This is a genomic window from Dyella sp. 05T440 (assembly GCF_056395965.1).
This window is the reverse complement of record NZ_JBFTKN010000001.1, coordinates 14,061-33,577: the sequence shown is the minus strand read 5'-3', so window position 1 is coordinate 33,577 and position 19,517 is coordinate 14,061. Positions and strand designations below refer to the sequence as shown.

At 65.5% G+C, this 19,517-nt stretch carries 16 protein-coding genes; 11 read left to right on the top strand and 5 right to left on the bottom strand.

Features of this window, described 5'->3' with window-relative positions:
• Positions 1–2 precede the first annotated feature (2 nt).
• The 3 genes from AC1DE1_RS00140 to bioC are packed head-to-tail and all read left to right on the top strand — an operon-like array spanning position 3 to position 2,406.
• A complete protein-coding gene (locus AC1DE1_RS00140; RefSeq protein ID WP_441602721.1) occupies positions 3–761 on the top strand; it encodes a sulfurtransferase in 759 nt (252 codons plus the stop codon).
• On the top strand, positions 758–1,528 hold the full coding sequence (gene bioH / locus AC1DE1_RS00135) for a pimeloyl-ACP methyl ester esterase BioH (protein ID WP_441602720.1): 771 nt from the start codon (positions 758–760) through the stop codon (positions 1,526–1,528). Before AC1DE1_RS00140 ends, bioH begins: the two co-directional genes overlap by 4 nt.
• On the top strand, positions 1,525–2,406 hold the full coding sequence (bioC, locus tag AC1DE1_RS00130) for a malonyl-ACP O-methyltransferase BioC (protein WP_441602719.1): 882 nt from the start codon (positions 1,525–1,527) through the stop codon (positions 2,404–2,406). Before bioH ends, bioC begins: the two co-directional genes overlap by 4 nt.
• A 138-nt stretch (positions 2,407–2,544) precedes the next feature.
• Here bioC and AC1DE1_RS00125 read toward each other — a convergent pair whose 3' ends face one another.
• Both AC1DE1_RS00125 and AC1DE1_RS00120 read right to left on the bottom strand, forming a co-directional pair.
• Positions 2,545–3,114 carry a DNA-3-methyladenine glycosylase I gene (locus tag AC1DE1_RS00125; protein WP_441602718.1) on the bottom strand — a complete coding sequence of 190 codons (570 nt, stop codon included), beginning with the start codon at positions 3,112–3,114 and terminating at the stop codon, positions 2,545–2,547.
• A 3-nt stretch (positions 3,115–3,117) separates the two neighbouring features.
• Positions 3,118–3,474, bottom strand: coding sequence for a hypothetical protein (locus tag AC1DE1_RS00120; protein ID WP_441602717.1), 357 nt, complete (start codon positions 3,472–3,474; stop codon positions 3,118–3,120).
• Positions 3,475–3,574: 100 nt separating this feature from the next.
• Here AC1DE1_RS00120 and AC1DE1_RS00115 point away from each other — a divergent pair, with 100 nt between their 5' ends.
• Complete coding sequence (locus AC1DE1_RS00115) at positions 3,575–4,471, top strand: DMT family transporter (protein ID WP_441602716.1); 897 nt, start codon at positions 3,575–3,577, stop codon at positions 4,469–4,471.
• A 33-nt stretch (positions 4,472–4,504) separates the two neighbouring features.
• Complete coding sequence (locus AC1DE1_RS00110) at positions 4,505–4,717, top strand: alkylphosphonate utilization protein (protein ID WP_354014380.1); 213 nt, start codon at positions 4,505–4,507, stop codon at positions 4,715–4,717.
• A gap of 592 nt (positions 4,718–5,309) precedes the next feature.
• Here AC1DE1_RS00110 and AC1DE1_RS00105 read toward each other — a convergent pair.
• Entirely contained in the window at positions 5,310–6,275 is a 966-nt protein-coding gene (locus AC1DE1_RS00105) for a pyridoxal-phosphate dependent enzyme (protein WP_477178824.1), read from the bottom strand.
• A complete protein-coding gene (locus AC1DE1_RS00100; RefSeq protein ID WP_441602714.1) occupies positions 6,272–7,276 on the bottom strand; it encodes an aldose 1-epimerase in 1,005 nt (334 codons plus the stop codon). Before AC1DE1_RS00100 ends, AC1DE1_RS00105 begins: the two co-directional genes overlap by 4 nt.
• A 71-nt stretch (positions 7,277–7,347) precedes the next feature.
• Between AC1DE1_RS00100 and pepN the strand changes: the two genes are divergently transcribed.
• The gene (gene pepN, locus AC1DE1_RS00095) at positions 7,348–10,005 is read left to right on the top strand and encodes an aminopeptidase N (RefSeq protein ID WP_441602713.1); all 2,658 of its coding nucleotides are present in this window, start codon (positions 7,348–7,350) and stop codon (positions 10,003–10,005) included.
• A 166-nt stretch (positions 10,006–10,171) separates the two neighbouring features.
• On the opposite strand, the gene AC1DE1_RS00090 is transcribed toward pepN, so the two are convergent.
• The gene (locus AC1DE1_RS00090) at positions 10,172–10,357 is read right to left on the bottom strand and encodes a hypothetical protein (protein WP_441602712.1); all 186 of its coding nucleotides are present in this window, start codon (positions 10,355–10,357) and stop codon (positions 10,172–10,174) included.
• 568 nt (positions 10,358–10,925) lie between these two features.
• Here AC1DE1_RS00090 and mnmG point away from each other — a divergent pair.
• From mnmG to AC1DE1_RS00065, 5 genes are all read left to right on the top strand, one after another.
• Positions 10,926–12,803: a tRNA uridine-5-carboxymethylaminomethyl(34) synthesis enzyme MnmG gene (mnmG, locus tag AC1DE1_RS00085; RefSeq protein WP_441602711.1), complete on the top strand. Its 1,878-nt coding sequence runs from the start codon at positions 10,926–10,928 to the stop codon at positions 12,801–12,803.
• A gap of 77 nt (positions 12,804–12,880) precedes the next feature.
• Positions 12,881–13,681 carry an RDD family protein gene (locus tag AC1DE1_RS00080; RefSeq protein ID WP_441602710.1) on the top strand — a complete coding sequence of 267 codons (801 nt, stop codon included), beginning with the start codon at positions 12,881–12,883 and terminating at the stop codon, positions 13,679–13,681.
• Between the two features lie 298 nt (positions 13,682–13,979).
• Positions 13,980–14,738, top strand: a complete 759-nt coding sequence (locus tag AC1DE1_RS00075; RefSeq protein ID WP_441602709.1) for a winged helix-turn-helix domain-containing protein — start codon at positions 13,980–13,982, stop codon at positions 14,736–14,738.
• Positions 14,739–14,826: 88 nt separating this feature from the next.
• Positions 14,827–17,181 carry a Tex family protein gene (locus AC1DE1_RS00070; RefSeq protein WP_477178823.1) on the top strand — a complete coding sequence of 785 codons (2,355 nt, stop codon included), beginning with the start codon at positions 14,827–14,829 and terminating at the stop codon, positions 17,179–17,181.
• Positions 17,182–17,391: 210 nt separating this feature from the next.
• Positions 17,392–19,416 carry an autotransporter outer membrane beta-barrel domain-containing protein gene (locus tag AC1DE1_RS00065; RefSeq protein WP_441602707.1) on the top strand — a complete coding sequence of 675 codons (2,025 nt, stop codon included), beginning with the start codon at positions 17,392–17,394 and terminating at the stop codon, positions 19,414–19,416.
• The last annotated feature ends 101 nt before the right edge of the window (positions 19,417–19,517 follow it).

The following is a 19,517-nucleotide window of genomic DNA, read 5'->3' as shown; positions in this document are numbered from 1 at the left end:
TCATGTCCATCATCAACCTTTCCGCTTATCGCTTCGTCGGCCTGGACGATCTCCCTGCGCTGCGCGAGCGCATCCTTGAACGCTGCCAGACGCTGGCGCTCAAGGGCACGATCCTGCTTGCGCCCGAGGGCATCAACCTGTTCCTGGCCGGTCCACGCGAGCCCGTCGAAGCGTTCATGGACTGGCTGCGCACTGATCCGCGCTTCGCCGGGCTTGAGCCGAAGGAATCGATCTCCGGGGACGTGCCGTTCGGCCGCATGCGCGTGCGCCTGAAGAAGGAAATCATCACCATGCGCATGCCGACCATCCGCCCCGAAGGCGGTCGCGCACCATCGGTGGCGCCGGCAACGCTGGAGCGCTGGCTGGCACAAGGCCATGACGACGACGGTCGCGAGGTCGTGCTGATCGACACGCGCAACGACTACGAAACCGATGTCGGCCTGTTCGAAAACGCGGTGGACTATCGCATCGGCAGCTTCACCGCCTTTCCCGATGCCATCGCGGCCGACCGCGCGCGCTACGAGAACAAGACCGTGGTCTCCTACTGCACCGGCGGCATCCGTTGCGAGAAGGCGGTGCTGCACATGCAGGACATCGGCATGGACAACGTGTTCCAACTCGAAGGCGGCATCCTGAAGTACTTCGAAGAAACCGACGGCACCCACTGGCGCGGCGAATGCTTCGTGTTCGATGAGCGCGGCGCGGTGGACAAGAGCCTGGCGCCTGCGCCCCAGCTCGCCAACGACGAGAGGCTTGGGTGAGTCTACATATCGAAACCCACGGCCACGGCGAAATCCCCGTCGTGATCCTGCATGGCTGGGCCATGCATGGCGGCATGATGGAGCCGCTGTGCGAAGCGCTCGCCGATCGCTGCACCCTGCATGTGGTCGATCTACCCGGTCACGGTTGCTCGCGCGACAGCACGCTGCCGCTGGAGCCCTCGCTCGTCGCCGAAGCGATTGCACGCATGACGCCTCCGGCGATCTGGGTGGGCTGGTCGCTGGGCGGACTGATCGCAATGACCGCCGCGCTGGAACATCCGCAGCATGCGCGTGCGCTGGGCGTCATCGACGGCACCCCTAAATTCTCGCGCGACGACAGCTGGCCCCACGGCAGCGATCCCAAGCTGGTGCGCCAGCTGGCCGACGATCTGGAAACCGACTATCACGGCACGCTGGAGCGCTTTATTGCGCTCGAAGCCATGGGCAGCCGCGATCCGATCGCCGAAGTACGCCACCTGCGCAGCCTGATCTTCCAACGCGGCGAACCGAACCTGCGCGTGCTGCAGGAAGGCATCCGCATCCTGGAAACCACCGACCGCCGCGCCGATCTCGCCACGCTGAGCGTGCCCAGTGCATGGATCGTCGGCCGTCGCGATCGCATCGTGCCGCCACCGGCGATGGCATGGTCGGCCGGGCAGGCACACGGCAGCTATGTGGAAATCGCGCACGCGGGCCACGCGCCGTTCTTTGGTTACGCAAGCGGCGTCGCCAACGCCCTGGCGCCGCTGCTGGACAGTTTTCGATGACCGACTCGCATTTCGACCGCCGGCAGGTGCGCCGCAATTTCAGCCGCGCGGCCACCACCTATGAACAGCACGATGCCTTGCAACGCGAAGTGCAGACCCTGCTGCTCGATCGCCTGGGCTTCTATCTGGAAGCGCCGGAACGCGTCATCGACGTGGGCGCAGGCCCCGGCCGCGGCACGGCCCTGCTGCGCAAGCGTTATCCCAAGGCGCAGCTGATCGCGATGGATCTGGCGTTGCCCATGCTGCGCGCCGCCAAGAAGAACATCAGCTGGCTGAAACCGTTCCAGCGCGTGTGTGCCGAAGCCACCGCGCTGCCGCTGCCCGACCACAGCGTGGATGTGCTGCATTCCAATTTGTGTTTCCAGTGGATCGATGATCTGCCGGCGCTGTTCGGCGAATGCGTGCGCGTGCTCAAGCCGGGCGGCCTGCTGGTGTTCTCCACCTTCGGTCCGGATACGTTGAAAGAACTGCGCGCCGCCTGGGCCGACGCCGACCAGCAGCCGCACGTGAGCCGCTTCCTGGACATGCACGATCTTGGCGACGCCATGATCAGCGCCGGCCTGCGCGACCCCGTGCTCGACGTGGACCGTTACACGCTCACTTACAGCGAACCGCGCCAGCTACTGAAGGAACTGCAGGGACTCGGCGCCACCAACGCCGACCGCGAACGCGAACGTCACCTGCTGGGCAAGCGGCACTACCAGCGCATGCTGGCTGCCTACGAAACCATGCGCGTCGATGGCCGCATTCCCGCCACCTGGGAAGTGGTCACGGCGCACGCCTGGGGCCCGCCGCCGGGCCAATCGCGCCGCCTGGCCGGCGGCGGCGAAATGGCCAGCTTCTCCATCGACAGCTTGCGCGGATCACGGCGTCGCTGAAGCACACCGTTATCTGGGGTGCACACATTTGTGGGAGCGCACCCTGTGCGCGACGGCCCCAAGGATATCGAGACTTCCCAGCGCGACGCGCGCCCCAGTCACGCACAGGGTGCGCTCCCACATGATCGATGCGGTGTCTTAGACCTGCTTGTAGCGAAAGCAGCTCACCACGTGGTCATTGACCATGCCGGTCGCCTGCATGAAGGCGTAGCAGATGGTGGTGCCGACGAAGCGGAAGCCGCGCTTCTTCAGATCCTTGCTCATGCGATCGGATAGCGGGGTGCTGGCGGGCACGTCGCCCTGCCCGGTCCACTTGTTGCGGATGGGCTTGCCGTCGACAAACGACCACAGATACGCGTCCAGGCTGCCGAATTCGCCGATCACCTCCAGCGCCGCAATCGCGTTGTCACGCGTGGAATAAACCTTGAGTCGGTTGCGCACGATGCCCGGATCGAGCAAGGCCTTCTCCAGTTCGCGCTCTTTCATCGCAGCGACCCGCTTGATGTCGAAGTCGTGGAAGACACGGCGGTAGTTGTCGCGCTTGAGCAGGATCGTTCGCCACGACAGGCCCGCCTGGGCACCCTCCAGGCAGAGGAATTCGAACAGTGCCTGGTCATCATGCAGCGGCGTGCCCCACTCGGTGTCGTGGTAGTCGTGCATGTCGTCGCTATTGCCCCAGGGGCAGCGTTTTTTGATGGATGTCGCCATGATTCAATCCGCGGCTTGGTCGCCGCGCCCCGTGCGAAAACCGATGATGGCGCCGGCACACGCGGCCAGGACCGCGAGCCATGGCCAGAGAAATTGCCGCAACGACGGCAACCAGAATAAGCCCAGCAGCAAGCTGATCGCCGCGACGGCAAAGATCCAGCCATGCTCCGGGCGGCGCAACAGCAAGCTGACGCTGGCGATCAACAACAGCAGCGCGCCGAGCGCGATCGGTGCCGCCTTCGGCCACGCGACGCCCGAGCGCAATCCTTGCAGCACGTCGGGGAACGCAAACAGCATGCCCACGAAAGCGAGCAGCCCGATGCAGGCCACAAGGACGTTTCTCGCACGGGTTCCTGTCACGCCCATCCCCTGTAAGCTGCCGGGAAAGCCACGACGCTATCCCACCCCTGCGCGCCGGACAAGGGCAGCCTGCCGCGCGCGATGCCACGTGCAGAACGCCATGACATCAACCACAGCTTCACGCCACGCCTTGCTCGCCCTGCTCGCCACCATCCTGATCTGGGCCTACAGCTGGATCGTGATGAAGCAGGTGTTGCAGCATGCGGGCCCGTTCAACTTCTCCGCGCTGCGTTACTCGCTCGGTGCGCTGGTGCTGTTCGGCGCCTTGGCGGTGACCCGGCAATCGCTGCGGCCGCCACCGTTGCTGCCGACCATCGTCATCGGCCTGTGCCAGACCACCGCCTTCCAGGGCCTGGGTCAGTTGGCATTGGAAAGCGGCGGCGCCGGTCGCGTGGCGCTGCTGGCCTACACGATGCCGTTCTGGTCGGTCTTGCTGGCGTGGGTGATCCTCGACGACCGTCTGACCCGCCGCCACTGGTGGGGTCTGGGGCTGGCCGCGATGGGACTCACTTGCATCATCGAACCCTGGCACGGCCTGGGCAGTCGGCAAAGCACGCTGCTCGCCATCTGCGCAGGTCTGGCATGGGCAATGGGCACGGTGCTCAGCAAACGCGTCTTCATTCACCACAAGCCCACACCGCTCAACCTCACCGCATGGCAGATGCTGTTCGGCGCGCTGGCGCTGATCGTGGTGGCGCTATGCGTCCCCCAGCGTCCCTTCGACTGGACCTGGGATCTGATCGCGGGCCTGGCCTATAGCGTCATCCTGGCGTCGAGCCTGGCCTGGGGACTGTGGCTGATCGTGCTGCAACGCCTGCCAACGGCACTCGCCAGCGTCGCCAGCCTGGGCGTGCCCATCGTCAGTGTGCTGCTCGCCTGGGCGATCCTGCACGAGCAACCCAGCGGCATGGAAATCCTCGGCATCATCTTCATCCTGCTCGGCTTGCTCGCCGTGAGCGGCGTGCGCCTACGCCGCTCCCAACCTGCGCGCGGTTAAAATGCCCGGTTTGCGTCGACCAGGAGACCACCCATGAACGTCAAAGACAGCAACGGCGCCGTGCTCGCCGACGGCGACTCGGTCCAAGTGATCAAGGACCTCAAGGTCAAAGGCTCCTCGCAGACCCTCAAGCGCGGCACCGTCTTCAAGTCCATCCGCGTGGACGAAGACAATCCGGAAGAAGTCGAATGCCGCGATGGGCGCTCGACGCTGGTGTTGAAGACATGTTTTATCAAGAAGGTTTGAGAGGCGGCACCTCGCTATAACGCGTTTGTAGGGGATCACGCTGGCGGATCAACACTACGGTCAGCTTTTTGTGGGAGCGCACCCTGTGCGCGACAAACCTACGGAGCGGTACACCGCATCGTGGCTGTCGCGCACAGGGTGCGCTCCCACAGACAAGCCGGCATGGCGGAGGCGCATGCTAAAGCCGATGCGCAGCGAGGCCCCGCTTTAAGTCCTCAGCGATTCGGGCGCGTTGCGCAGCGCTTGGAAGTATCCCCTGTGTACCCTCGGAGGTTGTCCCGCAACCACGCGCCTCAAGCGATCGGGCTTATCCCAACACGATGCTGCGGGCGTTTTAGGCCATTCTCTTTGGGTTACTTTTCTCTTGGGCCAGCAAGAGAAAAGTGACTCGGTCGGCGGCAGCCGATCGAAACGCCCGCCGCGTAGGCGGCCAGATCGCGGGATCGCAACAACTGAGCGAGACTGAAACCTGGGTCTCGGCCCGCGCCGGGATGACGCCAAAGAAGAGACGCTCCCGCGAGCACCCGCCCCTTACCACCGTAAAGGTGGCAATGCCCCAACCCTCTCCCCAAAGGAGAGAGGGAGAAAAGCGTCACCAAGGCAACGCCTCAATATCCACATTCCCCCCACTAAGCACCAACCCCACCCTCTTCCCCCGAAACACCTCCGGCCGCTTCAACACCGCCGCCAACACCGTTGCACTGGAGGTCTCCACCACCAGCTTCAACTCGTTCCACAACAACTTCATCGCCGCGATCACCTCGGCATCACTCACCGTGGTCGCCTCCGCCCGATGCATCTGCAGCGCCTCGAAATTCGCTGCGCCAATCAGCGTGCGCAGCCCATCGCAGATCGTATCGGGCACGAACGGCCCCACCCGCGCGCCGGCCGCCAGCGAGCGCGCCGCGTCGTCGGCGCCCATCGGCTCCGCGCCATGGATCTGCAACTGCGGTGCGATGCCGTGCGCTGCGATGGACGTACCCGCGATCAAGCCACCGCCGCCGATCGGCGTGACGACCACATCCAGGCCGCCGCTCTGTTCGAGCAGCTCCAGTACGGCCGTGCCTTGTCCCGCCATCACACGTGTGTCTTCGAAGGGATGGACCAACTCGGCCCCCGTCGCTCGCCGCACTTCATCGGCCTTGGCTTCGCGCGCCGCCTGCGTGGCTTCACAGCGATGGAGGATCGCGCCGGCCCGCTCGATCGCTTCAAGCTTCGTACGCACCGCGCCGTCGGGTACCACGACATGCGCCGGAATGCCGCGCGTCGCAGCCGCCAGGGCCAGCGCATTGCCGTGATTGCCGGATGAATGCGTCACCACGCCGCGCGCGGCCTGCTCATCGTCCATCGACCATACCGCATTGCAGGCGCCGCGAAATTTGAAGGCGCCGCCGCGTTGCAGGTTTTCGCACTTGAAGTAGAGATCCGCGCCGGTCAGCGCATTCAGCGCGACGTTGCGCAGCACCGGGGTCACCACCGCATACGGGGCGATGCGTGCGGCGGCTTCCTGCACCTGCGCAAACGTGGGCAGGGCGGCTCGATGAAAGGAAACGCTCATGGATTGTCGATCTCCACACCACAGGTGAAACGGCGCTCGGCGCCGGGTTCCAGACGAATCGCGTCGGCGCAATCGGGGCGATTGAATGCGTCGGACCAGCTTTCCATCGGTTCCAGCGCCACCGAGCGACGCACGTCGCGCGTCACCGTGTCGGCGGTGAAGGCCAGCATCACCCCGGACGGCTGCCATACGGCAATCCCGATGCCGCCCTGCGGGTCGCGCAGGCGCGTGCGTGCACGGCCATCGGTGTCGCGGCGCAGATCGGCAAACGCGTGGTTGAGTTCGCGACGACCAATGGCCTGCATCGTGCGGAAATCCAATTCCGGCGCATGCTCCAGCGGCGCACGGGCGCCGGCCCCGGCGATCGGGATGAAGGCCTCGTCGGTACGCACAAAGCTGTCCGCCGGTATCTGCAACTCCCAGCCCTCGATGGGCGAGTCAGACAATCGGAAATACGGATGCCAACCGAAGAAACACGGCGCCGCGTGCTTGCCCACATTGCGCATCGCGGCTTCAACCGTCAGACCGCTCGCATCCAGCGTGTAACTCACCGCCAGGTCGATGGCAAAGGGATAGCCGGCATGCACACCCGGACGGATCGCCTGGGTGGCGAAGGTGACGCGCGCGCCTTGCTCATCGGCGGCGAGCTGGGTGATGTCGAAGTCGACACCTCGCACAAAACCGTGCCGTGCCGCACGCGCATCGCCTTCGACGCCTGGCTGCAAGTCGTAGGGCTCGCCGTCGAACACGTAGCGCGCGTCGTCGATGCGGTTGGCGAATGGCACCATGATGGCGAAACGGGAGCTGGGCCGGGTGTCGAGTTCACCGGCGTCGCGATAGCCATCGGCGATGTTCCGGGTGCCATGCGGCGAGGGCACTTCGAAGCTCAGCAGGGTCGCGCCGCGTCGCGCGATGCGCACGCTATGGCCCCGCGCCGGGTCGGTCAGCACCGCGATCTCGTGCACGCCCAGTTTTCCGCGTTCCGCAAGAAACTCCGCCATTGTCTTGTCCTGCCGGGAAAGGCCCGCATGTTAGCCTGACTCATCCCCCGCTTCCGCAGTTTCGGCCCCTCATGAGCATTCGCAACGACATCGCCTCCCCCGTGATCCGGCTCAGCGATTACCGCGCCCCGGCCTGGCTCGTGAACAAGATCGAGCTGGACTTTGACCTGGGCATCGATAACGCCGAGGTCACCTCGCGCCTGCACCTGCAGCGCGATCCTGCCCAGCAGGAGCCGCTGCGGCTGGACGGCGAAGGCCTGGAATTGCTGTCGATCTCGCTGGACGGCCAGCCCCTGCCCGAGCACGCCTGGCGTGTCGCCGAGAACGTGCTCGAAGTGGATGGCGCGCGCGACGGCAGCGTGCTGGAAACGCGCGTGCGCGTGCAGCCGGCGGCCAATACCGCGCTGGAAGGCTTGTATCTGTCCGGATCGCGCGAGGCTGGCTTCCTGTTGACCCAGTGCGAGGCCGAAGGCTTCCGCCACATCACCTACTTCCCTGATCGCCCGGACGTGCTGAGCAGCTACACCGTCACCCTGCGCGCCGATCGCGAGCGCTTTCCGGTGCTGCTGGCCGGCGGCAATCCCGATGGCCACGGCGAGCTGGAAGGCGGTCGCCATTGGGCGCGCTTTGTCGACCCGCACCCCAAGCCCAGCTATCTGTTTGCGCTGGTGGCCGGACGCCTGCAGAAGATCACGCGCGACTACGTCACCCACAGCGGCCGCCACGTGCAGCTGGTGATCTGGGCCGAGCCTGATGCGATCGGCCAGTGCGGTTACGCCATGGATGCGCTGGAGCGCTCCATGCGCTGGGACGAAGAAACCTATGGTCGCGAATACGACCTCGATGTGTTCCATGTCGTCGCCACGCATGACTTCAACATGGGTGCGATGGAGAACAAGGGTCTCAACATCTTCAATGCGAAGTACCTGCTGGCCGACCCCGACAGCAGCACCGACGACGAATACCGCGCAGTGGAAGCGGTGGTTGCGCACGAGTACTTCCACAACTGGAGCGGCAACCGCGTCACTTGCCGCGACTGGTTCCAGCTGTCGCTGAAGGAAGGCCTCACGGTATTTCGCGAACAGCAGTTTTCGGCGGACATGAATTCAGCGCCGCTCAAGCGCATCGAAGATGTCGCGCTGCTGCGCCGCGCACAGTTCCCCGAGGACGCCGGCCCGCTCGCGCATCCCGTACGCCCCGCGCAGTACAGCGAGATCAACAATTTCTACACGGCAACTGTCTACGAGAAGGGCTCCGAGCTCGTACGCATGGTGGCCGGCCGGCTGGGGCGCGAGGGATTCCGCCGCGGCATGGATCTGTACTTCTCCCGCAACGACGGTCGCGCCGCCACGCTTGAGGATTTCCTCGGCGCGCTTGGCGAAGCCAACGGCATCGATCTGATGCCGTATCTGGCGTGGTACGCGCAGGCCGGTACGCCGCGTGTGACGGCGCGCGGTCACTACGATGCCGCGCATCGCAGCTACACGCTGACCCTGTCGCAACACACGCCGCCCACGCCCAGCCAGCCGACCAAGCAGCCCTTGCCGATACCGGTGAAGCTGGCGCTGTTCGATCGCCATGGGCACATGATGCCCTTGCACCTGCCGGGCGGCGATGCCGATGCATCGGGCGCCACCGAGCGCGTGATCGTGCTGGATCGCGCCGAGCAATCGTTTGTGTTCCAGCAGGTCGCATCCGCGCCCGTGCCTTCCCTGCTGCGCGGTTTCTCCGCGCCGGTGATTCTGGAGTGCGACTACTCCCCCGCGGAGCTGGCGCTGTTGCTGCGTCACGACGTGGATGGCTTCAACCGCTGGGAAGCGGGGCAGCAACTGGCGGCGCGCGCGTTTGACAATCTGCGCGACGGCGATGCCACGCACGCGCTGGATGCGTGGTGCGATGCGCTGGCCGCCCTTTTCGGGGAAAGCGCCATCGACGATGCCCTGCTGGCCGACCTGCTGACGCCGCCCAGCGAGATCGAACTGGCCGAGCGCGAACGCGTGGTCGATCCTTCCCATGTGCACGCGCTGCGCCTGAAGCTGCAGGAACATCTGGCCCTGCGCATTGGCCGCGAAGTGCTGCAGCAGCGCTATGACGCGCTGGTCGCGCACACCCATGTGCAGCTCGACGCCATCAGCCAGGCGCAGCGGCGCCTCAAGCGGCGCGTGCTGGAGCTGATCGCCACGATCGATCCGTGGAGTGCGCAAGCGCTCGCCACACTTCAATACGACAACGCCCCGAGCATGACGGATCGATTGGCCGCACTTTCGGTGCTGGTGCGCGGCAATGCCACCCAGACGCATGCCGCGCTGCTGCATTTCCGCGAACGCTACGCCGACAATCCGCTGGCGATGGACAAATGGTTCTCGGTGCAGACGCAGCTGCCGGGCGATGCGGTGATCGAGCGCGTGCAGGCGCTGGAACTTGATGCCGCCTTCACCATGAAGAACCCCAATCGCGTCACCTCGCTGTTTGGTGCGTGGGCACGCGGCAATCCTGACGGTTTCCACCGTCCGGACGGCAGTGGTTATCAGCTGCTCGCCGAGCGCCTGCAGCGGCTGGATGCGCTCAATCCCCAGGTGGCCGCGCGACTGGCCACGGCGTTCAACGGCTGGCAGCGACTGGAACCCACGCGCCATGCGGCGGCGCGTGCTGCCATCGAATCATTGGCGGCGCAGCCTCATCTCTCGCGCAATCTCAGCGAGATCGTGCGCAGCATGCAGCACGGCTAAATCGACTTCGCAAAAGAAAACACCCGAGTGCGTCCCGTCCTTGGACGGGGCACCCGGGCGTAATGAGGTGAATCGAGAGGATGAAACCTGATGAAGCGGTGTTGCTGACGTGCAGGCGCCCGATGTTCCGGTCGTCCCAAACTGGCGGCCGTCGCGAACGCGACGATCAGATCGCCAGTTGTGCCAATTCGTCGCGCAAGCGGGTCATGCGTGAGAGCAGACGCGGGCGCAGGGCCTGGCGTTCGTTCTCGCTGCGTTCTTCCAGATAGTCCATGGCCATTTCGACGCGGCCAAGTTCGATCAATAGATCGTGGTGCGGATAAACCGGTTGCAGTTCGACGCTCAATTCCATGACGTTAATCCCCCAAACCATAGCCTTGTCCGGCATGGGAGCAGAAGCAATGCGCGTGCCAGCCGCGTGACCGCCATCACATTCATTTTGGGGCTGGATCACGGAATGACGCTGTACGTCATGAGGTGCCAAGACTCGGCACAAACGGGCGTTTTAGTCACTCCACGTTCACGCGTAAGGGGTAAATATCGCCCCCAAGACGCGCAGCAACTTGCTGCTGCCAGTGACGAATTTTCGGTTTCTGGCGCCCGGCAACACGGTCATCCTGGATTCCCCCTGTTCCTGAGACCGCCGGGCGCCAGATCTTATCCAGAGCGCTTGCAGGCTCATTGCGACCCTACAAGGCTTAGAAAAGGCGACGGCGCCCCGAGGGGCGCCGTCTTGCTTCCTCTCCCCGGCACGCGATCGAACCCCTGTCGTTCGATCTCGGCGCGCATGAAGCGCAGCTTCTGCCCGTGGAAAGTGCACGGAAGTAAAAGCAGGAAGCGTGCCAACGGCCAAAGTGCCGTCACGGAGTTACCATAAGCGTCCAACTTGGTCCAAACCTGCGCTTCCGGGGCAGTTTTCTATGTTTCACCCAGTTTCCTACGACGTCATTGTGGTCGGTGGCGGCCATGCCGGTACCGAGGCTGCGCTTGCCGCGGCACGGACGGGCGCGCGCACGCTGCTGCTGAGCCACAACATCGAAACGATCGGCCAGATGAGCTGCAACCCGGCCATCGGCGGTATCGGCAAGGGTCACCTGGTCAAGGAAATCGACGCACTCGGCGGCGCCATGGCGCAGGCGGCGGATCGCGCCGGCATCCAGTGGCGCACGCTCAACGCCTCCAAGGGGCCGGCCGTGCGTGCCACGCGCTGCCAGGCCGATCGCTCCCTGTACAAGGCGGCGATCCGCCGGATGGTGGAAACCCAGCCGAACCTGGAGCTGTTCCAGCAGGCGGTGGATGACCTGATCCTCGAGGGCGGCCGCGTCACCGGCGTGGTGACCCAGATGGGCCTGTCCTTCCACGCCCGCGCCGTGGTGTTGACCGCGGGCACCTTCCTCGCCGGCAAGATCCATATCGGCCCCGCGCAATACGCCGGCGGCCGCGCCGGCGATCCGCCCGCCAGCACGCTGGCTCTGAAGCTGCGCGAACTGCCGGTGGCCGCCGACCGCCTCAAGACCGGCACGCCGCCGCGCATCGACCTGCGCAGCATCGACTTCACCGGCCTGGAAGAGCAGCCCGGCGACAACCCCGCGCCCGTGTTCTCGTACCTGGGCTCGCGCGAGGATCATCCGCGCCAGGTCAGCTGCTGGATCACGCATACCAGCGAACACACGCACGAGCTGATCCGCGGCTCGCTCGATCGCTCACCGCTGTACAGCGGCCAGATCGAAGGCGTGGGCCCGCGCTACTGCCCCTCGATCGAGGACAAGGTGGTGCGCTTCGCCGAGAAGAGCTCGCACCAGATCTTCATCGAGCCCGAGGGCCTGGACACTTTCGAGGTCTATCCGAACGGCATCTCCACCTCGCTGCCGTACGACGTGCAGCTGGCGCTGGTGCATTCGATCAAGGGCTTCGAGAAAGCGCACATCACGCGCCCGGGCTACGCCATCGAGTATGACTATTTCGATCCGCGCGGCCTGCATCCGTCGCTGGAGACCAAGACCATCCCGGGCCTGTATTTCGCGGGCCAGATCAATGGCACCACGGGATACGAGGAGGCGGCCGCGCAGGGCTTGATTGCCGGCCTCAATGCCGCGCTGGCGGTGAAGGGCGAAGCGCCATGGCATCCGCGTCGCGACGAGGCCTATATCGGCGTGCTGATCGATGATCTCACCAGCAATGGCACCATCGAGCCGTATCGCATGTTCACTTCGCGCGCGGAGTATCGCCTGCATTTGCGCGAGGACAATGCGGATCTTCGTCTCACCGAAACCGGCCATCGCCTCGGCGTGGTGCCGCAGGCTCGCTACGATGCACTGCGCGCCAAGCGCGACGCGGTGGAACGCGAAACGCAGCGACTCGGCGCCATCTGGGCCGCGCCCGCGAATGCGCTCGGCGCCACTGTCGCGCAGCAGCTTGGCATCACGCTGAGCCGCGAGACCAACGTGCTGGACTTGCTGCGTCGTCCCGAGCTCGATTACGCCACGCTCACGACCGTCGACGGCATCGGTCCGGCGGTTGACGACGCCAGCGTGGCCGAGCAAGTGGAGGTGCAGACCAAATACGCCGGTTATCTCGAGCGCCAGCGCGAAGAGATCGAGCGCCAGCGTCGCCACGAGCAGACGGCGATACCCGGCAGCTTCGACTACGACAAGGTGCGCGGCCTCTCTGCCGAGGTGCTGCTGAAGCTCAAGCGCGTACAGCCGCAAACCATTGGCCAGGCCGCGCGCATCAGCGGCGTCACGCCTGCCGCCATTTCGCTGCTGCTGGTGCACCTCAAGCGCCGCGACGCCGCCTGATTCGGGATCTTTGCTGCACCAGGACGGCCTGCCCGCATGGCATCATGCGGGCCTGACGATGCATCTCGGAGCGCACCATGGAAGTTTGGATCGGACGGGACGGCGAGCGACACGGCCCTTACAAGGAAGTGGATATCCGCCAGTGGCTGCGCAGCGGACAGATCAGCCCTGACGATCTGGGCTGGTATGAAGGCATGACGGACTGGGCGCCGCTGTCGTCGCTGTTCCCCGAAGAGTCGCAGGTCGAGCCGCCGGCATTTTCGCCTGCGCCCCCGGCACCGCCCTATGCCGCGGCCCCCGCGACATCGTATGGCGGCAGCAGCGCCGTGGCCGCGCTGGACGACTACGCCGGCTTCTGGAAGCGACTGGCGGCCTACATCCTGGACGCGCTGGTGCTTTGGATCCCCAACACGATACTCAGCAATATGCTTGGCGCCAGCAAGGCCGCCGAGGCCTATGTGCAGGCCAAGCTCGCTGCCGGCGACGATCCGCACCTGGTGCTGCAGGCGCTCGATACCTATATGAACGCGCTGTGGCCCGCACTGATCGCGCAGACCATCCTGGCGTGGCTGTATTTCGGCCTGTGCGAGAGCTCGGCATGGCAGGGCACCTTGGGCAAGCTGGCCCTGGGCATCCGCGTCACCGACATGGACGGCAATCGCATCAGCTTCATGCGTGCCACCGGCCGCTATTTCGGCAAGATTGTCAGTGCGCTGATCTTTTGCTTCGGCTTCCTGATGATTGCCTGGACCCAGCGCAAGCAAGGCCTGCACGACATGCTCGCAAAGACGCTCGTGCTCAATGGCCGCGCCAGAGACGTCGCCACGACGACGCGTCGCACGGACCCCGGCAACAGCGACAGCTCGTTCAACGCCTGAGCCATCGAACCTTGGTGATAGAGGCTTTGGTCGTAGGGGCTTTCTCGCCGTGAGACGTCCCGCCGTGGCAACACGGCGGAACTGACATCGCGGGCACATCACATTCACGCACGCGTTGCATCTGCTCGGCCAATGGGCCATGCCTTCGGTGGCGAGCTGGCCCATTGGCAAATGGACGTCCGATCGCTTTGCCGCGCAATTCATGCACCTGCGCGCACGTTATGACCTATGGCGGATGCGCGTATTTGCGTAAGTAGCGCATGCTTGTCATACAGGGGGCCGTGCACCAGGCAAGCTCATGGCCCAGTCACATGCTGATTGCGGCTGGATTTACCAGTGCGACGACCTCGTCGTCGATCCGCGCGCACACCGTCTCGAACGGGCAGGCAGCCCGATTTCCGTCGAGCCCAAGGCTTATGCGGTGCTGGTGGTCCTGCTGCAACAAGCCGGCGAAGTGGTCGGCAAAGACACCTTGCTCGATGCCGCATGGGGACATCGGCACGTCACTCCTGGCGTACTCACCCGCGTGATCTCGCACTTGCGGCACGCGCTGGGCGATTGCGCGTCGCAGCCGCGCTATATCGCCACCGTGCACAGCCTGGGCTATCGCTTCATCGGCGAGGTGCATCGCGTCCCGTCCAGCGCGACGCCGGCCGACGAGCCGCTGCCGGATGTCGCAAGCAATGATGATTCGACCGCCACCGCAAAAACGCCGGCACTCGCACCTGCACCCGTACGGGCCCCACCACGCTCCGGCCGCTGGCTGGCGGCGGCGATCACGCTGGCGGTCATCGTGGCGGTGCTGGCGGCGTTCAGCCTGTGGCATCCACCCGCGGATGCAGGGCGTGCGCCGCACGTGACGCCACAACCGGCGCTCGCGGTGATGCCGGTGGCACGCGAACAGGAGGACGTCCGGCCGATGCGCATGCGCCGCTTGCCGCATTACCGCCGTGTGGCCACGCAATGTCCCGGCGATCACGAGGCCGCGCCTGCCGAGCTTGGCGCAGCGGGCTTTCTGATCCTGCGGCCGAACCAGGCGCCCGCGGCCAATCTGTAAGCACGCATCGACTTGCTATGATCGACGGTCCGGCGGATCGCGTGGCGATCCGTTGTTTTGTCGAACGCTCAGGAATCGTCTTAGCCCCATGCTCAGCATCGAACAACGTATTGCCCAGGACATCGCCGCCAAGCCGGATCAGGTTCATGCCGCGGTGGATTTGCTCGACGGCGGCGCCACCGTGCCGTTTATCGCGCGCTATCGCAAAGAAGCCACCGGCGGTCTCGACGACACGCAGCTGCGCCTGCTGGAAGAGCGCCTGCGCTATCTGCGCGAACTCGAAGAGAGGCGCAGCGCGATCCTGGCCAGCGTCGAAGAACAGGGCAAGCTCAGCGATGCGCTGAAGAACGACATCCTCTCGGCCGACACCAAGGCGCGCCTGGAAGACTTGTACCTGCCGTACAAGCCCAAGCGCCGCACCAAGGCGCAGATCGCCCGCGAAGCCGGCCTGGAGCCGCTGGCCCTGGGCCTGCGCGAAGATCCCACGCAGTCGCCGGAAGCGGCCGCCGAGTCCTATGTCGACGCCGACAAGGGCGTGGCCGATGTGCGCGCTGCGCTGGATGGCGCGCGCGCCATCCTCATGGAGTCCATTGCCGAAGACGCCAGCCTGGTCGGCGAGTTGCGCCAGTGGCTATGGGATAAAGGCCAGATTCGCGCCAAAGTGGTTGCAGGCAAGGAAAACGAAGGCGCGAAATTCCGCGACTACTTCGACCACATCGAACCGATCGGCAAGATCCCCTCGCATCGCCTGCTCGCGCTGATGCGCGCGCGCAACGAAGGCGTGATCGAATTGGAGCTCTCACCGGCGCTGGACCTGGAACAGGGTCACGTCGAAGGCGAAGGCCGCGTGGCCGCGCATGCGGGCATTCTCGATCGCGGTCGTGCCGCTGATGCCTGGCTGCGCGAAACCGTGCGCATGACCTGGCGCGTGAAGCTGCATCTGCATCTCACGCTCGACCTGTTCGGCCGCGTGCGCGAAGGCGCGGAAGACGAAGCGATCCGCGTGTTCGGCGACAACCTCAAGGACCTCATGCTCGCCGCCCCCGCCGGCGCCAAGAGCGTGATGGGCCTGGACCCGGGCATCCGCACCGGCGTGAAAGTGGCCGTGGTGGATGCCACTGGCAAGCTGCTCGGCACCGATACGATTTATCCGCACGAACCACGCCGCCAGTGGAACGAATCGCTGGCTGCCCTGGCACGCCTTTGCCAGAAGCACGGCGTGGATCTGATCGCGATCGGCAACGGCACGGCCTCGCGCGAAACCGACAAGCTGGCTGGCGAACTGATCAAGGGTCTGGCCAAGACGCATCCGGAGCACAAACTTTCCAAGGTCGTGGTGAGCGAAGCGGGCGCGTCGGTGTACTCCGCCTCAGAAGTCGCCTCCAAGGAGTTTCCGGATGTGGACGTGAGCTTGCGCGGTGCGGTATCCATCGCGCGTCGCCTGCAGGACCCGCTGGCCGAACTGGTGAAGATCGAACCCAAGGCCATCGGCGTGGGCCAGTACCAGCACGATGTGAACCAGGTGAAGCTGGCGCGCGCACTCGATGCACGCGTGGAAGACTGCGTGAACGCGGTAGGCGTGGATGTGAACACCGCGTCGGCAGCGCTGCTGTCGCGCGTCGCGGGCCTGAGCATCAGCGTGGCCGAGAACGTCGTGAAGCATCGCGATGCCAACGGTCCGTTCGCCAACCGCAAGGCGCTGCTGAAGGTGCCGCGTCTGGGCGACAAGGCATACGAGCAGTGCGCAGGCTTCCTGCGCGTGCCCAACGGCGACAATCCGCTCGATACCAGCGCCGTGCATCCGGAAGCTTATCCGGTGGTCGAACGCATCATTGCCCAATGCGGCCGCGAAGTGCGCTCCATCATGGGCGACACCAGCTTCCTGCGCGGCCTCAAGGCCGAGCAGTTCACCGACGAGACGTTCGGCCTGCCGACCGTGCGCGACATCCTCAAGGAACTGGAGAAGCCCGGCCGCGACCCGCGCCCGGAATTCGTGGCGCCCAGCTTTGCCGAGGGCGTGGAAGACGTGAAGGACCTGCGTCCCGGCATGGTGCTGGAAGGCCGCGTAACCAACGTGGCGGCCTTCGGCGCGTTCGTCGACATCGGCGTGCACCAGGACGGCCTGGTGCACGTCTCGGCCCTGTCGCACACCTTCGTCAAAGACCCGCGTGATGCCGTGAAAGCCGGCGACATCGTCAAGGTGAAGGTGATGGAGGTCGACCTGCTACGCCAGCGCATCGGCCTGTCCATGCGCCTGGACGACGAACCGGGCCAGCAGGTCCGTGGCGCTCGCCCGGCCGGCGGCAACGACGCCTCCCGAGGCGCCCCGCGCGACAACCGCGGCCCGCGTCCAGGCGGCGGTGGCGGCGGTGCACCCAAGCCGGCGCCCGCGCCGTCCAACAGCGCCTTCGCCGACGCCTTCTCCAAGGCCCAAAAGCGCTAAGAGTCCCCTTTGTAGGAGCGCACCCTGTGCGCGAACCGCGCAGCGATAGCCAACTATCGCCCCGGTCGCGCACAGGGTGCGCTCCTACAACGTTGAGGGCTGGACTAGCCCCCAACCTTCTCGGTGCGGCGCAGCATGCGCTTACGTATGGGCATGCATTACCGTAACGCAGTCATAACAAAGCCGCCCGGTTCAAGGAGTGTTACCGACATGCCCCGTACTCGCACGATTGCAGGCGCCATTGCCGCCGCGTTGCTGATCAGTTCTCCGGCGTTCGCCGCCAAATCCCAGTTCGATAGCGTGGTGGTGTTCGGCGACAGCCTGAGCGACGCCGGCAATATCTCGCTGGCCACCAATCCGGCCATCCAGCCGCCGCTGGAATTCACCACCAACCCGGGTGCGGTGACGGTGCAGAACGTGGCCGGCCATTACGGCTACAGCCTCACCGCCTCGCTGGCGGGCGGCAGCGATTACGCCTGGGGCGGCGCTGGCGTACTGACCAATTCGCCGGGCACGCCGTCGGCGGTGCCGACCATCACCACCCAGATCAATGCCTACCTCGCTGCCGGCAAGTTTGACAGCAAGGCGTTGTACTCGGTCTGGGGCGGCGCCAACGACATCTTCTATGCGGCCACCGCCGCAGGTGCCGGCGCCACCGCGCAGCAGCTGATCCAGCAGAACGTGCAGCTGCAGATTGCCCAGCTGCAGGCCGCCGGCGTGCCGGCGGCACAGATCGCCGCGCTGACCCCGCAGATCACCCAGGCAGTGACCGCCGCCGTAACCCAGCAGGTGCTCGCCGCCGCGGGCGTGTCGGGCTTCCAGACGGCCGCTCAGGCGCAGGCCTCCGTGGCTGCCGCCGCGCAACAGGAAGTGAAGCTGATCGGCCAGATGCAGCAGGCCGGGGCCAAGAACATCCTGGTGTTCAATCTGCCCAACATCGGCCTGACGCCGTCTGCGCTCGAGCAGGGCGCCAGCGCCGCCTCGTCGCTGACCGGCCTCAGCCTGATCTTCAACGGCACGCTCAGCGCCGGCCTCGCCCAGATGGGCAAGGGCATCGTCCCGGTCGACGCCTACAGCCTGCTCAACGAAGTCATCGCCAACCCGGGCGCCTACGGCTTCACCAATGTCACCAACGAAGCCTGCGGCGTGGGCTCCAGCTCGGTCGCCTGCGGCCCGGCCGGTTCGGGCCTGCCCTACACCTATGCGGCCGGCGCCAACCAGACCTATCTGTTCGCCGACGGCGTGCACCCCACCACCGCGGCTGACGTGATGCTGGGCCAGTACGTGATCTCCATCCTCAGCGCGCCGGGCTACGCCTCGCTGCTGGCGGAAGCGCCGCTGGCCTCGATCCAGGCCCAGAACCGCGCGATCCGCAACCAGATGCTGGCCGACGGCCAGGGCAGCGACACCCGCGTGTTCGCCAATGTGGACTACGGCGATCAGCGCTTCGATGCCAGCAGCGGTTCGCCGCGCACCTCCAGCGACAACGTCAACCTGACCACCGGCGTCGACGTGCGCTTCAACGACAACTGGTCCGGCGGCATCGCCTTGAACATCGGCCAGCACAACGCCGACTACGCCGGCGGCGGCGGCTACAAGCTGCAGGACGTGTCGGGCCTGGGTTACATGATGTGGCACCAGGAAGGCGCCTACGTCGGCGGCTACGTGGACTTCGGCCAGGACAACTTCTCGGACATCGAGCGCAAGATCCAGCTCGGCAACATGCTCCGCAGCGAAACGGCCAAGGCCGACGGCAACCATGTCGGCGGCGGCATCAACGGCGGCTACTGGTTCGACGTGGGCACGCTGCGCACCGGTCCGTTCGCCAACTTCGAGTGGCAGACCGTCAAGGTCGACAGCTACAACGAGAGCGGCAGCGACAGCACCGCCATGTGGTTCGGCAGCCAGCAGCGCGACTCGCAGATCTCCACCCTGGGCTGGCGCCTGGAAGGTCACTGGCAGGCCGGCAACACCATGCTGTCGCCGTACGCCGAGGTGGCCTACAACTACGACAGCAAGGCTGATCCGCGCCTGGTCACCGCCGGCCTCAACGGCATGCCCGGCTCGTTTGAACTGGTCGGCTTCACGCCGGACAAGACCTGGGGCACCGGCGACATCGGCCTGAGCGCCCAGTTCAGCCAGGCGCTGAGCGGCTGGGTCGGCTACAGCGGCCGCTTCGGCGACAACAGCCAGAAGTACAACAGCGTCAACCTGGGCATGAAGTACGCCTTCTAAGGGTTGCGTTGGTTCTGCCAAGAAGCCGCCTGCGAAAGTGGGCGGCTTTTTTGTTGGGGATCGGGCGCGCAGCGGCGGTGCCAAGAGCGGACCTATGCGCG

Excerpts from the sequence above, each read along its gene's own strand:
- AC1DE1_RS00140 (WP_441602721.1), top strand. The coding sequence starts at position 3 with ATGTCCATCATCAACCTTTCCGCTTATCGCTTCGTCGGCCTGGACGAT.
- bioC (WP_441602719.1), top strand. The coding sequence starts at position 1,525 with ATGACCGACTCGCATTTCGACCGCCGGCAGGTGCGCCGCAATTTCAGC.
- AC1DE1_RS00125 (WP_441602718.1), bottom strand. The coding sequence starts at position 3,114 with ATGGCGACATCCATCAAAAAACGCTGCCCCTGGGGCAATAGCGACGAC.
- AC1DE1_RS00115 (WP_441602716.1), top strand. The coding sequence starts at position 3,575 with ATGACATCAACCACAGCTTCACGCCACGCCTTGCTCGCCCTGCTCGCC.
- AC1DE1_RS00110 (WP_354014380.1), top strand. The coding sequence starts at position 4,505 with ATGAACGTCAAAGACAGCAACGGCGCCGTGCTCGCCGACGGCGACTCG.
- AC1DE1_RS00105 (WP_477178824.1), bottom strand. The coding sequence starts at position 6,275 with ATGAGCGTTTCCTTTCATCGAGCCGCCCTGCCCACGTTTGCGCAGGTG.
- AC1DE1_RS00100 (WP_441602714.1), bottom strand. The coding sequence starts at position 7,276 with ATGGCGGAGTTTCTTGCGGAACGCGGAAAACTGGGCGTGCACGAGATC.
- pepN (WP_441602713.1), top strand. The coding sequence starts at position 7,348 with ATGAGCATTCGCAACGACATCGCCTCCCCCGTGATCCGGCTCAGCGAT.
- AC1DE1_RS00090 (WP_441602712.1), bottom strand. The coding sequence starts at position 10,357 with ATGGAATTGAGCGTCGAACTGCAACCGGTTTATCCGCACCACGATCTA.
- mnmG (WP_441602711.1), top strand. The coding sequence starts at position 10,926 with ATGTTTCACCCAGTTTCCTACGACGTCATTGTGGTCGGTGGCGGCCAT.
- AC1DE1_RS00080 (WP_441602710.1), top strand. The coding sequence starts at position 12,881 with ATGGAAGTTTGGATCGGACGGGACGGCGAGCGACACGGCCCTTACAAG.
- AC1DE1_RS00075 (WP_441602709.1), top strand. The coding sequence starts at position 13,980 with ATGGCCCAGTCACATGCTGATTGCGGCTGGATTTACCAGTGCGACGAC.
- AC1DE1_RS00070 (WP_477178823.1), top strand. The coding sequence starts at position 14,827 with ATGCTCAGCATCGAACAACGTATTGCCCAGGACATCGCCGCCAAGCCG.
- AC1DE1_RS00065 (WP_441602707.1), top strand. The coding sequence starts at position 17,392 with ATGCCCCGTACTCGCACGATTGCAGGCGCCATTGCCGCCGCGTTGCTG.